This is a genomic window from Coprococcus sp. AM97-35 (assembly GCF_027697525.1).
Classification (GTDB): Bacteria; Bacillota; Clostridia; order Lachnospirales; family Lachnospiraceae; genus Allocoprococcus; species Allocoprococcus comes.
On record NZ_JAQESL010000009.1, the window covers coordinates 35,581 to 50,589 of the forward strand.

At 43.3% G+C, this 15,009-nt stretch carries 14 protein-coding genes; 1 reads left to right on the top strand and 13 read right to left on the bottom strand.

The window, feature by feature from the left end:
* Window positions 1–11 precede the first annotated feature (11 nt).
* The 4 genes from secE to PG840_RS08820 form a co-directional block, all read right to left on the bottom strand.
* On the bottom strand, window positions 12–224 hold the full coding sequence (gene secE, locus PG840_RS08805) for a preprotein translocase subunit SecE (protein ID WP_008373480.1): 213 nt from the start codon (window positions 222–224) through the stop codon (window positions 12–14).
* 22 nt (window positions 225–246) lie between these two features.
* Window positions 247–396, bottom strand: coding sequence for a 50S ribosomal protein L33 (gene rpmG / locus PG840_RS08810; protein ID WP_081445272.1), 150 nt, complete (start codon window positions 394–396; stop codon window positions 247–249).
* Between the two features lie 300 nt (window positions 397–696).
* On the bottom strand, window positions 697–1,947 hold the full coding sequence (locus tag PG840_RS08815; protein ID WP_270613524.1) for a threonine/serine ThrE exporter family protein: 1,251 nt from the start codon (window positions 1,945–1,947) through the stop codon (window positions 697–699).
* A 141-nt stretch (window positions 1,948–2,088) separates the two neighbouring features.
* On the bottom strand, window positions 2,089–2,997 hold the full coding sequence (locus tag PG840_RS08820) for an AraC family transcriptional regulator (RefSeq protein WP_270205389.1): 909 nt from the start codon (window positions 2,995–2,997) through the stop codon (window positions 2,089–2,091).
* A gap of 107 nt (window positions 2,998–3,104) precedes the next feature.
* Between PG840_RS08820 and PG840_RS08825 the strand changes: the two genes are divergently transcribed.
* Complete coding sequence (locus PG840_RS08825) at window positions 3,105–4,286, top strand: MFS transporter (protein WP_270205390.1); 1,182 nt, start codon at window positions 3,105–3,107, stop codon at window positions 4,284–4,286.
* Window positions 4,287–4,497: 211 nt separating this feature from the next.
* Here the strand turns inward: PG840_RS08825 and PG840_RS08830 are convergent, their stop codons facing one another.
* From PG840_RS08830 to PG840_RS08870, 9 genes are all read right to left on the bottom strand, one after another.
* The gene (locus tag PG840_RS08830) at window positions 4,498–4,851 is read right to left on the bottom strand and encodes an arsenate reductase family protein (protein WP_270541035.1); all 354 of its coding nucleotides are present in this window, start codon (window positions 4,849–4,851) and stop codon (window positions 4,498–4,500) included.
* Window positions 4,852–5,424 carry a DUF3841 domain-containing protein gene (locus PG840_RS08835; RefSeq protein WP_270541036.1) on the bottom strand — a complete coding sequence of 191 codons (573 nt, stop codon included), beginning with the start codon at window positions 5,422–5,424 and terminating at the stop codon, window positions 4,852–4,854.
* Window positions 5,400–5,957, bottom strand: a complete 558-nt coding sequence (locus PG840_RS08840) for a DUF3841 domain-containing protein (protein ID WP_008373458.1) — start codon at window positions 5,955–5,957, stop codon at window positions 5,400–5,402. Before PG840_RS08840 ends, PG840_RS08835 begins: the two co-directional genes overlap by 25 nt.
* 121 nt (window positions 5,958–6,078) lie before the next feature.
* Window positions 6,079–7,221, bottom strand: coding sequence for a YkvI family membrane protein (locus PG840_RS08845; RefSeq protein ID WP_270613525.1), 1,143 nt, complete (start codon window positions 7,219–7,221; stop codon window positions 6,079–6,081).
* Window positions 7,211–8,323, bottom strand: a complete 1,113-nt coding sequence (locus PG840_RS08850) for an iron-containing alcohol dehydrogenase family protein (RefSeq protein ID WP_055247576.1) — start codon at window positions 8,321–8,323, stop codon at window positions 7,211–7,213. Before PG840_RS08850 ends, PG840_RS08845 begins: the two co-directional genes overlap by 11 nt.
* A gap of 165 nt (window positions 8,324–8,488) precedes the next feature.
* Complete coding sequence (locus PG840_RS08855; RefSeq protein WP_008373449.1) at window positions 8,489–10,069, bottom strand: glucose-6-phosphate isomerase; 1,581 nt, start codon at window positions 10,067–10,069, stop codon at window positions 8,489–8,491.
* A 122-nt stretch (window positions 10,070–10,191) separates the two neighbouring features.
* Complete coding sequence (locus PG840_RS08860) at window positions 10,192–12,270, bottom strand: efflux RND transporter permease subunit (protein ID WP_270613526.1); 2,079 nt, start codon at window positions 12,268–12,270, stop codon at window positions 10,192–10,194.
* Between the two features lie 230 nt (window positions 12,271–12,500).
* Entirely contained in the window at window positions 12,501–13,772 is a 1,272-nt protein-coding gene (gene codB / locus PG840_RS08865) for a cytosine permease (protein WP_195548864.1), read from the bottom strand.
* Window positions 13,773–13,816: 44 nt separating this feature from the next.
* A complete protein-coding gene (locus PG840_RS08870) occupies window positions 13,817–14,905 on the bottom strand; it encodes a hypothetical protein (RefSeq protein ID WP_270205393.1) in 1,089 nt (362 codons plus the stop codon).
* Between the last annotated feature and the right edge of the window lie 104 nt (window positions 14,906–15,009).

A 15,009-nucleotide genomic window follows, 5' to 3' on the forward strand; every position in this document is an offset into this window, starting at 1 on the left:
TTATCAGTATCTTATCTAACTAATAAATCTACCCCGAATTTTACCAGGATATCACAGATCGTGATAATCGCTCCTAAGATAACGGAAACAACTACGACCGCAGCTGTCTGTTTGGTAAGTGTGGTTTTGTCTGGCCAGATAATCTTATTAAACTCAGCTTTCAGACCTTTGAAGAAAGGAGTTTTCTTCTCTTTTGTCTTCGCTTTGTCTTTAGATTCGCCCATAACATTCACTTCCCTTCAACGACTATTTCGTCTCTTTGTGTAATGTGTGTGATTTGCAGAATCTACAGTATTTCTTTGTTTCCATGCGTTCCGGATGAGACTTCTTATCCTTTGTCATGTTGTAGTTACGATGCTTGCATTCTGTACATTCCAGTGTAATTCTTGTACGCACAACTTCCACCTCGCTTTTTATGTTCTAATTTTTAGTTGCATGACAGCTTGCGAGGCTGTCGTGAAAGCTTCACGCCTGAAACTTTCTTTGTTAAAAATAGGCATAAAAAAAAGACCTATACTTCCATTCGCTAGGTTAGTGTACCATACCGAAAGTATAAAGTCAAGAAATTAAATAATTTTTTACGAAAGCCTTCGGACTGTCCAGGTGCATCCGGAATCTGCTCTCATCCAGGCATATTCCCGGCACACAGGCTAAAATTTCAGCCGCAGAATGAAATCCGCGGCTGAAACTTTTTATTTATCTGTCACTTTTTCCAATGTGATATTCTACCTTCATACCACGCATGATAGTTCTTGATGCAATATCTACAAAGTTAAATCCAAATGCAATTGCAACGCAGGTTGCAAAAAGTGTGATCGTTTGTTCCAGGAGCATATGCATATTCCCGCTTACGCATGCGTACATTACATAGTACAGATTCGGTCCAGGAATCAGAGGGAATACAGACGCTGTCAGGAAAATTGTTGATGGTGCTTTATTTATCCGCGACATAATAAATGCATAGAATGCAACGAATGTCGCCGCAATTGTAGTTGCAAGGAAGTTACTTGGACGCGCCTCATAAACAAGTGCATAAATCAGCCATGTAAAAAATGCTCCGATTCCACAGTAAACCACCTGCATGCCCCGGATCTTAAACCACAGTGCAAATCCCACGCAGGCTGCGGTACAGGAAATCAGCTGTACGATCAGATTCGGGGTAAGGATAAATCCTTCCGCCTCTACACCGCCAAAAAGAATCATCGGTATCGCCGTACCAAATGCGATTCCGGAAGCACCAAGCATGGAATTCATGATATTGATCGTTCCGGAGATAAAGTCTTTCTGAAGCAGATCACGGATTCCGTTCGTCGTACTCAGTCCACTGATCAGGAGCATGACAATTCCGATCATGATCCGCTCCCCATGATCCGCAAATCCAAATTTAACAGATAACAGAATGATCATCTCTGCAATAAACGATAAGATCAGGTTATATGCCAGCAGGTTCTTCTCACGTTCGGCCAGCCAGTTCCCTGCTGCAACGATCACAATTGATACGATCACCGCAATGATCGCATCCCTTATATCACATCCAAAGAATACCGCGAATCCGGTACCACCTAAAATACCGGCCGCATAATGGGTGTACCACTTCTGTTCCGGTCTTCCCATCACCTCTTCAAACTGTCTTCTCATTTCTTTTGCATCCGGCTTTTCTTTACAGACTTTACGGCACAGATTATTCAGATAATCCAGTTTGTCAAAGTCACATTCCCCTATTTCTACCAGTCGGATCTGTGTAATAATCTGCCCTTCCGGTGTCTCTGCCGTAATCTGGATATTGCTTGGTATAACAAAAATATCATACTTTACAAATCCATAACTTCTGCAAATACGGTACAGACTGTCCTGCAGACGAAAGTTCTCCGCTCCACATCTAATCATAGCTTCCCCAATGTCCAGGATCCCCTGTACAATTCTCTCGTAATCGTATTTCACATTCATTTTCCTTTTCCCAAAACCTCTCTCTTTTGTTCTTCTTACAAAGCCAGTTGTTCCGCCCTCCCGAACACTTCAGCCATACGAAGTAATGATATCATGATGTATCAAAAAGTCAACTAAATTCGGAGAATTTCTTCTAATATGTTATTTTTCTCCAGCCTTTTTCAGTCCTTCTTCTTCCCGGAATGCTCCTGGTGTCATCCCATACATTTTCTTAAATATTCTTACAAAATAACTTGTATTATCTATTCCCACATCTGCGGCAACCCGAATAACCGTATCATTCGTCTTACACAATAATTCTTTTGCCCTCTCCAGCCTGTAATCGATCAAATATTTCACCGGAGTCGTCCCTATTCCACGCTTAAAGCATCGAAGGGCTTCACTTTTACTAATGTTCGCTTCCGCTGCCAGCCTTTCCAAAGAAATTCGTTCTTTATAATGGTTTTCTATAAACTGCATCATCTCTCTGAGCCGCGACTGTAAAAGGAGATTCTTATTCCGGGACTCTCTCTGTACAATATTCGGAACTTCTTCAAACAATTCATCCCATAATCTGCTGATCTTGTTCTGTATAATCAGTTCTTTTCTAAGCATTTCCTTTCCGGCATCTTTGTATATCTCATCCAGCAGACTTAATATACCACTATTTTTTTCTTTTTCCAAAATCACATATTCTTTACCATATGTAATTACAGGACTAACATATTTTTGATAAATTGCACTTTCCCGCGCAGCAAGCAGCTCTGGAGCGTGCAGGATATTTGGCATAAGCGCACCACCCGGTGTTTCAAAGCGGTGGATCACTCTGCTGTTTATAAAAATCCCCTCCCCCGCTTCAAGGATAATCTTTTCATTTCCAATCCTGCAGATTACTTTTCCAGATTCAACCCATGCCCATTCAATCTCATTATGCCAGTGCCATTCAACATAACCCTGACCAATTTCATCGATATCATCCAGATAATATTCAAAAGGAAACTCCGGCGTTCCGTGTTCACGTATTTCCCTCAGTGTTTCATCTGTTATTATCTCTGTTATTTGCATTTTCATTATACCTTTTGTGTTTTGAAGATATTGTACTATATTTATGCGATATTCGTCAAGACATCCACCCCTCCAATATGATATAGTGCTATTTTGAAAGGAGCTTTTAAGAAATGAAAAAAAACACAAATTGTATGCAGACCATCTACGCTTGTTTTATTGGTTACATCGTTCAGGCTATCGTAAATAATTTTGTTCCTCTTCTTTTTGTCACTTTCCAAAATAATTACTATATTTCACTAGAACGAATTACCTTTTTGATCACACTCAACTTTATCATTCAGCTGTTTGTCGATCTTCTATCCGCATTCTTCATCGACAGGATCGGATACCGCATTTCGATTTTAATTGCGCATATTCTTTCTGCGGCAGGACTGATATTACTCACCGTTCTTCCGGAAGTTTTTTCCTCCCCTTATACCGGACTTGTAATCGCAGTTATCATTTATGCGATCGGCGGTGGACTTCTCGAAGTACTGGTAAGCCCGATCATTGAAGCCTGCCCTACTGATAACAAAGAAAAAGCAATGAGTCTCCTGCATTCCTTTTACTGTTGGGGGCATGTGGGCGTTGTTCTGTTATCAACCGCATTTTTCTGGTTTTTCGGAATATCGCACTGGAAAATCCTCGCACTTATGTGGGCTGTCATCCCAATATTTAACACTTTCCTCTTCAGAAGTGCACCAATCTACTCCCTTCACGAAGAAGGTGAACAGGGACTTTCTCTCAGAGAATTGTGCACATCTAAAATCTTCTGGATGTTAATGCTTATGATGACCTGTGCCGGTGCCAGCGAACAGGCAGTCAGCCAATGGGCATCCACTTTTGCTGAGACAAGCCTGCACATTTCCAAAACACTCGGCGATCTTGCCGGTCCTCTTACCTTTGCAGCCTGTATGGGGGGGTCCCGGCTGCTTTACGGGAAATACGGAGACAGGATCCGGCTGGATCTGTTCATGAGAGGAAGCTGCATTCTTTGCATCCTTTCCTATTTATGTATTTCCATCCTTCCATTTCCTGCGCTGAACCTTTTGGGATGTGCGCTTTGCGGATTCTCCGTTGGAATTATGTGGCCGGGACTTTTCAGCACCGCATCCGTCTCTATTCCACGTGGCGGCACAACAATGTTTGCCCTCCTTGCACTTGCCGGAGATCTGGGATGTTCCGGTGGTCCGACGCTTGCAGGTCTAGTATCTTCCTACGCCGGCGGCAGTCTGAAAAGCGGGATTTTCGCAGCCATTACTTTTCCGGCCGTCCTGCTCCTTGGTCTAATAAAATCAAAAAAATCTGAATAAAAAATAACGGGTTCCTCTTTTCATTGAGTTACCCGTTATTTTTCTTTTTAGTTTATTGTTTTTTCAAATCGGTCCTCTTCCGGAGCCGTATCCTGTCCAAACCATTTCTTACTCAGTTTCGTAAGTGTTCCGTCTTCTTTCAATTCTTTTTACACATTCTTTACAGGCAGAATAAAAAGATGAGCACCTTTTACAGCACTCATCTTCCCCACTACTTCAACAATTTTTCTTCCCATTCTTTTTCTTTAAACCCGGTCAGTACAAATCCGTCCCCAACTACAAACGGTCTTTTCACCAACATACCATCTGTCGCCAGCAGCTTTATCTGCTCATCTTCCGTCATCGTCGGGAGCTTGTCTTTCAGCTGCATCTGCTTATAAAGCATCCCACTTGTATTAAAAAACTTTTTCAGCGGGACCCCACTCATCGCATGCCATTCCTTCAGCTCTTCATAGGTTGGATTTTCCTCCACGATTGCCCGTTCCTCAAATGCAATCTCATATGCCTTCAGCCATTTCAGCGCCTTCTGACAGGTACTGCATTTTCTGTATACCAATACTTTCATCTATCTGATCCACTCCTTTTTTATTCTCCAAAGTCCTGCTTGTACATCCCTTACAAGCTCTGTATTTCCATGTAACAATTCTTCATGATACCGTGTCAGACGTTGCCAGCTTTTCAGAATCTGCTGCTTCTGTAATGGATAAAAATTACTCAACACCGCATCCATCTCTTTGATCCCATACATCTCCAGCTGCTCCTGGAACTGCTTCTCATTTTTTTCATCTTCCCCAATATATTTGAGACAGAGAATCTTATTCCAGTCATACATATCAAAAAGCAGAACTTCATCCAATGGTACTTCCAGTGTCAGGAAGTTGCCGCCCATCGACTGATCCACATTATAGGCTTCACGGAATGCCCAGTACGGATACTCCGCACCATCCGGCTTCTTCACATATTTCTCCATCTCACGCACAAACCAGGAATAGGCTGTTGTGAAAATCTTTGCACTCTCCTGATATTTTTTCCGCACATACGCCTCTTTGGAAAAACACACGCCATTCCGCTCAATTGCTTCGATTACCGGGTCTGCCTGTGATGCATATAAGGTTATTGTATTACATTTTTCACCCATTCTCTTCGCACCTCCCAGATGTTTCCATAACATCCATCACTTCCGATCTGGATGTCATCATCAAAAAGCCTCTTCCAGCTCTCCCGGATCTCCCGTTTGATCTCCGGATAGAACTGCGACATATACGCCTGCGTGTCGCTGACTCCATAGGCTTCCAGAAGCTCTTTGTGCCGCTTTTCATCCGCCTTGTCTGCCGGAATATAGGAATAGTTGAGGATCATTCCCCATTTTGTGAAATTCACTCTGGTAATCAGGGATTCTTCGATCTCCAGTTCCAAGATCACTCTTCCTTTTTCCGGAAGCATCGTTGCATCCTGCCTGAAGGATACCCATACCGGAAATTCCACATCCGCCGGTTTATTCCCGTAGTCCGGTCCGTTCTTGACCAGCCATTCATAAGTATCCAGAACCAGCTCCGAATGTTCTTTGAGATCCTTTATGATATACTCTCGCTTTACCGTATATCGTCCGGTCTCCTGAAGAACTTTCCAGACATTTTCATGCTGCTTTGACCACACTGTAATCTTTGCCATTCCATCACCTCACTAATGGTAAAATATAAGTACTCCAAAGATAACTAACCGGCATCACCATACTTACATTTACTATAACACCGATTGGCATCTTTTGTCCTCTTTTCCCTTTATTCTCTCATTACTTCGTATCAAATCTGGTCACTGCCATGTGGATCAGATATGGAATAAGGATTACCGGAATCGCCAGATACGCCAGCACGCTATACGCCTTCTGGATCAGTGTCAGAAGTCCAAACTGTGCGATTCCAAAATCTACAACACAGCAGATAAATGCTGCCACAATTTCCTTTGTACCGATTTTTCTTTTCTCATCCGTTCCTGTCTCTTTTTTCATCTTATTAAGACCACTACAGATTCTCTTGACCATTGCAGCCACCATATTAACCGCCGTAGATACCGCTCCAAGAATGATCAAAATAGAAATCAGCGGCATCATAAATCCTTTTCCAACACCGCACTGCACCATAAAAAGTGTCGGGACGCTCGTCTCGCTCATCTCCGGCTTGGTACAAACAGTCATAATCCCAAGCACAACCATGATCATCATAAGTGCATTGATGATCCATCCGATTCCCATACTTTGCACCGCATCATCCGGCTTTTCAAAGCTCTTGGCATGCTGCACAAAAACAGCCACATTTGCCAGCTGGAATGTTCCGTAAATAAATGCTGAATAGAGTGCTTTCCCAAAGGATCCGCCATTTGCAGTCATCCGTGAAGCTGTATCTGCAATCTGCCCTGCACCTGCGATGATATTTGGAATATACACAATCAGAAGACCTGCGATAATGCAGACAGACAGGACAGAAGCCACCTTACGCACCAGGTCTGTTCCAAATACTGCCACAACGAAGATAAATATGCCGATAATCAACGTACACAGCAGATACGGAAGTCCGGTCAGGGTACTTAAGGTCGCTCCGCCTGTCGCAAATGCAACTGCGGGAGCCACGCACATCACACAAATATACAGTACTTCAAACAAATTGGAAAATACCGGCGCAAACTTCCCATAAAACGCATTGTTATAAGACCGGTAATCATATACCTCATGCTTTCTCGCAAACCGGAGGCAGTACGCGAAAAATACCGCATTATATCCCATGGCCAGAACCGGCATCAGAAGACACCAGATTCCATAACGCACATAATAACTGTAGATCTGCGCACCCGAGGCAAATCCACCTCCGAAATGTGTTGTAAACCAGACAAACGCTACCCCAAGAATCATAGAGGAAGTTGCGGATTTCTTATTCTTCATGGCTCTGATCCTTTCTGACTCTTTCTTTCAGTTTCTGCATTGCATCTTCCAGCATTTCCCGGGTTACCTTATATGGGTAATGTGCTACATCCGACATTTTCGGAATATGTCCCATACTTTCTTTCCATTCATCCTCTGTAATCTCAATTTCTTTCAAAGACACCGGAAGCCCTATCTCGCGATTCAGCTGATATATTTTCTCAAATTCTTCTTCCTGTCCATCTACAAGAAGTGCCAGAAGCACACCAAATCCAACTACTTCCCCGTGCAGATGCCGCTGCTCGATCACCGGATACTTCGTCAGAGCATAAAAAATTGCATGTGCAAGTCCACTGTTATAATCCGGTGTGAAATCTTTTGTAAGGAAAATGGATGCAATTCCGGTTGTCACAACGATCGCCAGAACCACCTGCTCTACATCATATGTACACAGTCCCTTTTTATGGTCTGCAAATGCCTTCGGTCCATATTCCAGAAGCGGATTCCTGCACATCAGACTGACTGCTACACCAAGTGAAGTGAAATGTTCCAGTCTTTCATCCCTTGATGAGATTGTTGCTTCATAGTATTTTGCATAGGTATCACCAATTCCTGCCCACATATACTGACTCGGTGCTTTTGCTATGATTTCTGTATCGATAAATGCATGCATGACCGGACGCACGAAGAAATTCGGTTTCAGAAATGTACCATCCTCGTTATACATGATCGACACCGATGTACATGCCGAACAGTTGGATGCGATTGTCGGGAAGCTGAACACCGGCTTATCATCTGTAATACACAGACATTTTACCGTATCCAGTGCTTTGCCCCCTCCTACTCCAAATACCATATCTGCTTTCTGATAAACCGACATCCGGCGAAGCTTTTCTACCGTCTGATAGGTACAGTCTTTCCCATAAAGTTCTTTTCCAATAATCTCCAGATTCGTCTGGTCGACCGCCGCTTTGATCTTATCAAAAGCCGCATCAAGTGCCCTTTTTCCGCCGATCACAAGTACCGTTTTTCCATAAGATTCACAGACCGGTCCGATTTTATCGTAAATTGCATCTCCGATGGAATAATTCGGGAGATGCACCTCGTAATTTTCTAATTTCATAGTCTTTCTCTTTTCCTGGTTTTATGTCTTTTTCCTAAAAAACAATCATTCAGCCGGAAATCCTGACAGAATATCCTGGTAGCTTCTCTTGCATATTTTCGTATCCAAAAAGCCGGTCCGAATCCTAAAATTCGCACCGACTCTGGTCTCTTTCATTAATTCTGATTAGATATCTAAAAGATCACTGTATACTTTCAGTGCTCCGTCTGTCTCATGGGCAAGTACACGTTTGGCAAGTACTTTTCCAAGCTGAACACCTTCCTGGTCGAAGCTGTTCACATTCCATACAAATCCCTGGAACATAACCTTATTCTCAAAATGTGCAAGAAGTGCACCGAGTGTCTCTGGTGTCAGTTCTTTACCGATGATAATACTTGACGGACGTCCACCTTCAAAATTCTTGTTGCGGTTCTCGTCTGATTTACCGCATGCAAATGCTACGATCTGTGCAGCTACGTTTGCGCAGAGCTTCTGCTGGCTTGTGCTGTCCTGGATCACAACATCGGTTCCGATCTGGCTGTTCTTGAAGCCGATGAACTGGAGCGGTATGATGTTGGTTCCCTGGTGGAGAAGCTGATAGAAGGAATGCTGTCCGTTTGTTCCTGGTTCTCCGAAGATCACCGGACCTGTCGGGTAATCTACCGGCTCGCCAAAGCGGTTAACTGATTTACCATTGGATTCCATATCCAGCTGCTGCAGATGTGCCGGGAAACGGCTCAGTGCCTGTGAATATGGGAGAACAGCTGTTGCCGGATATCCGAGTACATTACGCTCGTATACACCGATCATCGCATCCAGCATTGCCGGATTCTTCAATAAATCTTCATTCTTGGAAACTTCATCTACCTTTGCTGCTCCTGCAAGGAACTGTGCAAATACTTCCGGTCCGAATGCCAGCGAAAGTACGGCACCACCGACTGCTGAAGTAGATGAGTAACGTCCTCCGATATAATCATCCATGAAGAATGCTGCAAGATAATCATCGCTCTTTGCAAGTGGTGATGTCTCGCTTGTAACAGCGATCATATGCTTAGAAGCATCCAGACCTGCATTCTTCAGGGCATCTTTTACAAATGACTCATTGGTAAGAGTCTCAAGAGTTGTTCCTGACTTTGATACCAGAACAAAAATAGAATGTGCTACATCAATTGAATTCAGTACTGCTGCTGCATCATCCGGGTCAACATTGCTGATGAATTTGGCTTCCATCTTGAATGTGCCGTTCTTCTTAGCCCAGTTCTCAAGTGCAAGATACATTGCGCGAGGACCAAGGTCACTTCCACCGATACCGATCTGTACGACTGTTGTGAATTTCTCACCTGCTGCATTTGTAATCTCGCCGGCATGTACTTTATTGGCAAAATCTGCGATCCTCTGCTGCTGCTTAACATAGAATTCTCGCTTGTCTACTCCGTCAGCTTCTACTTTATCTCCAAGCTGTCCACGGGTGAGCTGATGAAGAACCAGTCTCTTTTCTCCTGTGTTGATCACTTCTCCATTGTAGAGTGCTGCGTACTTTTCTGTCAGCTGCGCTTCTTTTGCAAGCTTTGCAAGTGCTGCAAGTACTTTATCATCTACTGCTTTTGCAGCGTAATTGTAAGTAAGATCCTCTGTCATCGGAACGCTGTAATCCTTAACACGTTCTGCTCCGTTCTCACCGGACATCACTTCTGCAAGATTGACACGTTCTACTTCCGAAAGTTCTTTAAATGATGTAAGTGTATCCAAATTGTTCCAATTAATCATAGTGGATTCCTCCTTATTCCTTTTATGATAGCAAGATTGTATCAGCCCTTTTGATACGCACGGATCTTTTTCTCCGTTCCTTGTATCATATAATAATCCAAGAGAATTATACTATGATGTGGTTATGATTTCAAGCCTGACGGTCGGAAACCTTTGCTCGTCTTTACAATAATCTTGTCAAATACCATGAATAAGGACGGAAGGATCAGCACAACAACCACCATACTGATCAGTGCACCTCTCGCCATCAGAATACACAGCGAACTGATCATATCGATATTGGAATAAAGTCCGACACCGATCGTTGCAGCAAAGAAGCTGAGCGCACTGACGATGATCGACTGCGCAGAGAACTTATGTGCTGTTGTGATCGCGTCAAATTTGCCTGCGCCGCGGCTTCTCTCTCTCTGATATCTGGTGGTCATCAGGATCGCATAATCCACAGTCGCGCCAAGCTGGATCGTACCGATTACGATTGATGCCACAAACGGCAACTTTGTTCCAGTGTAAAACGGAATACCCATATTCACAAAGATCGCAAATTCGATCACACCGACCAGGATCACCGGAATAGTAACTGATTTGAACAGAAGCAGAATAATCACAAATACGATTCCAATAGACACTGCGCTTACGCGCTTAAAGTCCGTGTCTGTAATGTTAATCAGGTCTTTTGTAAGAGTTCCTTCTCCTACCAGCATTGCACCCTTATCATATTTATCCATGATCTTATCAATCTGCTCAATCTGTTTGTTTACTTTATCCGTTGCTACTTTGTAAGTAGAATTTACCATCAGCAGCTGGTACTTGTCATTTTTCAGCATACCGGTGACAGATTCCGGGAGCATATCTGCCGGAACACCGGAGCCGATCAGGTTATCCAGTCCAAGTACCCATTTAACACCATCTACTTTTTCAATCTCCTGTGACATCTTCTTGACATCAGAACCTGCAACCGAGCTGTCCACCAGGATCATATGTGTGGTATTCATATTGTAATCTTCTTTTAATTTCGTGTTCGCAATGACACTCGGAAGATCCTTTGGCAGCGATTCATCCAGATTGTAGTAAACACCTGTGTGATTGTTTCCGTAAATCGCCGGAAACAGAAGGATCACAAATGCTACTACATAAATCACGTAACGCTTTGTCACCTTATCCGAAATCCTTCCAATATCCGGAAGCAGCGGTTTGTGTTTTGTCTTCTCGATCAGCTTGTCACAGCACAGGATCATGGACGGAAGAACAGTTACACAGACCAGAACTCCGAAGATAACACCTTTTGCCATAACGATACCGATATCTTTTCCAAGAGTAAAGCTCATAAAGCAAAGTGCGATAAATCCGGCAACTGTCGTAACTGAACTTCCGATTACGGATGAAAAGGTCTGGGAAATCGCGTGTGCCATCGCCCGCTCTTTATCTCCGTTATAGCGCACCTGCTGCTCCTGATAACTGTGCATCAGGAAAATAGAATAGTCCATAGTGACACCGAGCTGAAGTACCGCTGCCAGTGCCTTCGTGATATAAGAAATCTCTCCAAAAAACACATTCGTTCCAAGATTATATACGATTGCGATTCCGATACTCAAAAGGAACAATACCGGAACAAAAATCGATTCCATCGTAATTGCCAGAACCAGTGCAGAAAGTGCGACTGCGATCAGTACATAAAGTGGTGTTTCCTTTTCGGCAAGCTCTTTGGTGTCCTCTACAATCGCAGACATTCCACTTAAAAAGCACTGCTCTCCGGTGATCTTACGGATCTCGGTAATTGCCTTCATGGTTTCATCGGATGAAGTTCCGTCTTTGAAAAATACCGCCATCATTGTTCCGTCTTCTGTGTTGTACTCATCATACAGCTTTGACGGAAGCACGCTCTGTGGAACCGAAATATCAGCCAGTGAATCATACCAGAGTACATTCTCTACTCCGTCTACCTTCTCTACCTTTTCTTTCAGCTTCACAATCTCTTTATCTTCCATGCCGTCTACCATCAGCATCGAAAATGCCCCGATCCCAAAATCATTCGTCATGATCTCTTGTCCCTGCATTGTCTCAATGTCTTCCGGAAGATAAGTCAGCACATCATAGTTGATCCTGGTGTTCACATACCCCCACACAGCCGGAATCAAAAGGATAATACTGAGTATCAGTATCGGTACTCTGAATTTAACAATCTTTTTGCCAACCTTTACCATACTTTATTCCTCTTTTCTTTTTATTCTTTCTCTCTTAATGACTGCCGGTCATTTATTTTACAAAACCAATATACAACAAAACTGACCATAAGTCAATTTGTTTATTGACTTATGGTCAGTTTTTTTAATAATATTGTTTAGACTGATAACCTTATGCGTAATCCTGCTCCATAATATAACAACGGGCAGACTCTGTCCCCCGAATCTGCCCGTTCATTTACGCTATTCATTTATGCATTTTCTGCCGCTTCTTCACGATTTTTGCAAACCACCTGTCCAGCCACATAGCAGACCGCTGCAACTGCCATACCATTGATCGAAGCAATTCCCCATGACACAAGATTTGCTACCACTGCACCTGCAATCACACCGATCACGGCAAACCAGTTCACAGTTTTGATTTCTACTTTATCACTGTCGTACTCCTTCTTATTTATGAAGTACGAGAGTACCAGGATAATCCCTACCGGCGGAAGGGTACAGTTCAGTACATTCAGCCAGTTACAGAAATTGTAATACAGCCATACAGAAAGAAGTGTTCCGATAATTCCTGAAATCAGAACCATCGGTTTCTTCTTCTGCCGGAAAATATTTGCCAGTCCAAGACCTGCTGAATACAGCGCATTGTCGTTGGTTGTCCAGATATTGAGTCCCAGAACCAGAATCGCCATATAGAACAGATTCAGACGGATCATAACCTCAAAGATATCATTTCCGCCAACGAAAATATAGGCAATCGCCCCAAAAAAGAACATCAGTGAATTCCCGATAAAGAATGCTACAACCGTTGCAATTGTACCTGATTTGGCATCCTTTGCAAATCTTGCAAAGTTCGGAGTTGCCGTTCCGCCTGATACGAAGGAACCGACTACCATACCCGCTCCACCGATCACGGTCACAGATCCACTGGATACTGCAAACTGGTCAACGATCGTTCCATTTCCCTGCCGAACTGCCATCACCATTGCTACCGTTCCAAGAATCGCAACGAGCGGAACTGCAATATAGCTTACCACCGTAAGGGAATCAATTCCGAAATATGCAGAAGCGGTCATACAGCCTCCTGCAACCAATACCAGAGCCCACATCGCAGCCTTACTTCCACCGAGAAGCTCTCCTGATACCGGGATTGCAAACATCGCAACACCTACACCGAACCATCCGATCTGAGTGAAGCTGATCATTGCAGAAGAAAGATAAGATCCTTTTTCTCCAAACGCTCTTTTTGCCAGAAGATCCATGCTAAGTCCGGTCTTTGCACCTACATATCCCAGAAGTCCTGTGTACACACCAAGGATCGCTCCTCCAAGGAGAAGGGACTTGATAAATCCCCAGAAATCAAGTCCTGCTGCCATCTGCTGCCCAACCCACATACTTGCCGAGAAAAATGTAAATCCCAGCATAATCATAAACATGGTCAGGAAACCTTTTCTGCCCTCTTTCGGGACTGCCTGGTCCGCATAGTCAATATCAACAGTTGTATCTTTCGTGTTTTTGCTCATTTTTTACCTCATTCCATTCTCTGTGATCAACAAGTTCATTCTTTTTATAGCATATATTTCTTCAAAGAATCGGTAAATTCGGTAATTCTCTGATCTGCCAGTTCTTTTAATGTAATATTTTTCATACTCTCGATATATCCCTGTTCCTGACGGTACAGCCACTTGGTGTCTGCCGGACGGATCTTCTCATAGTGGTTCTTCTCGATCCAGTCCTCATAACTGATCGGTGTCGGGTATCCAATCTTTTCATCAAGCAGTTTTTTAAAATCGATCTTATCTGCTCTCTCTTTGATTCCTTCCCAGAATTCCAGAACTTCCTCTACATGCTCATGAATCTCATAGCGTCTTGCCCCGCCATCGTAGATGATACATTTTTCAAAAAGCGGACTGCACATGGAAAGTGTCTCTCTTCTGAACTCCGGCGCGATGATTCCGTCCTTCCAGTAGAAGTCCACATCCGGAAGGTTGATTCCTGACACACCTTTATCCTGATAAGTACTGAAAATTCCTTCATAATACACGGTAATGAACCCTTCAAATTCCGGCCAGAACTCACGGATCTCTCTGGTAAGATTCTCAAGAATCTCAATTCCCTTTGTTCCACCAATTGTGAAAATGATAATATTGCGAAGCTTTGCTCCGTTCTTCCTGTAAAAATCTGTCACATAGCGCAGGCAGTGGATCAGAGTCTCCCCACTTGCAATGATATCTCCGATCATCAGTGTGCTGTCCGGAACCATGGTAAGCTTACTATATTTGATTTCAAGCCCTGCAATCTCTTCATCCGCAAATACACGCTCACTGGATAAGAAACTGATATCGTGTACACGGATGTGCTCTCTGTAGCAGCTTTCCTCCAACGGATAGTTCAACGCTCCTCTCAAGATAGAAAGAATATTTGCAGTTGTCACTTTCTTCTGTTCCTTAAAATAGTAAAGCATCTGAGATGTAGAAGGAATCAGGCAGTCATATACCTCATATCCGACGATCTCCGGTGTATTCAGAAGCTTTCTTGTCTCTGCTTCCGATACAACATAATATTCATTTACATAGTTTCCACCGGCCAGTTTATAACAAGCTACACCCTGTTCATTAAATTCCGGCACCAGCTTAACCTGATTCCAATTTTTCATCTGTGATTTTCCCCTTTTCTGTAAGTCCATTTTTCATTGACAATAAACATTCTACAAAATGGTATGATGAAAGTGGGGGAATGTCAAGTGGAAAATGAGTAGTG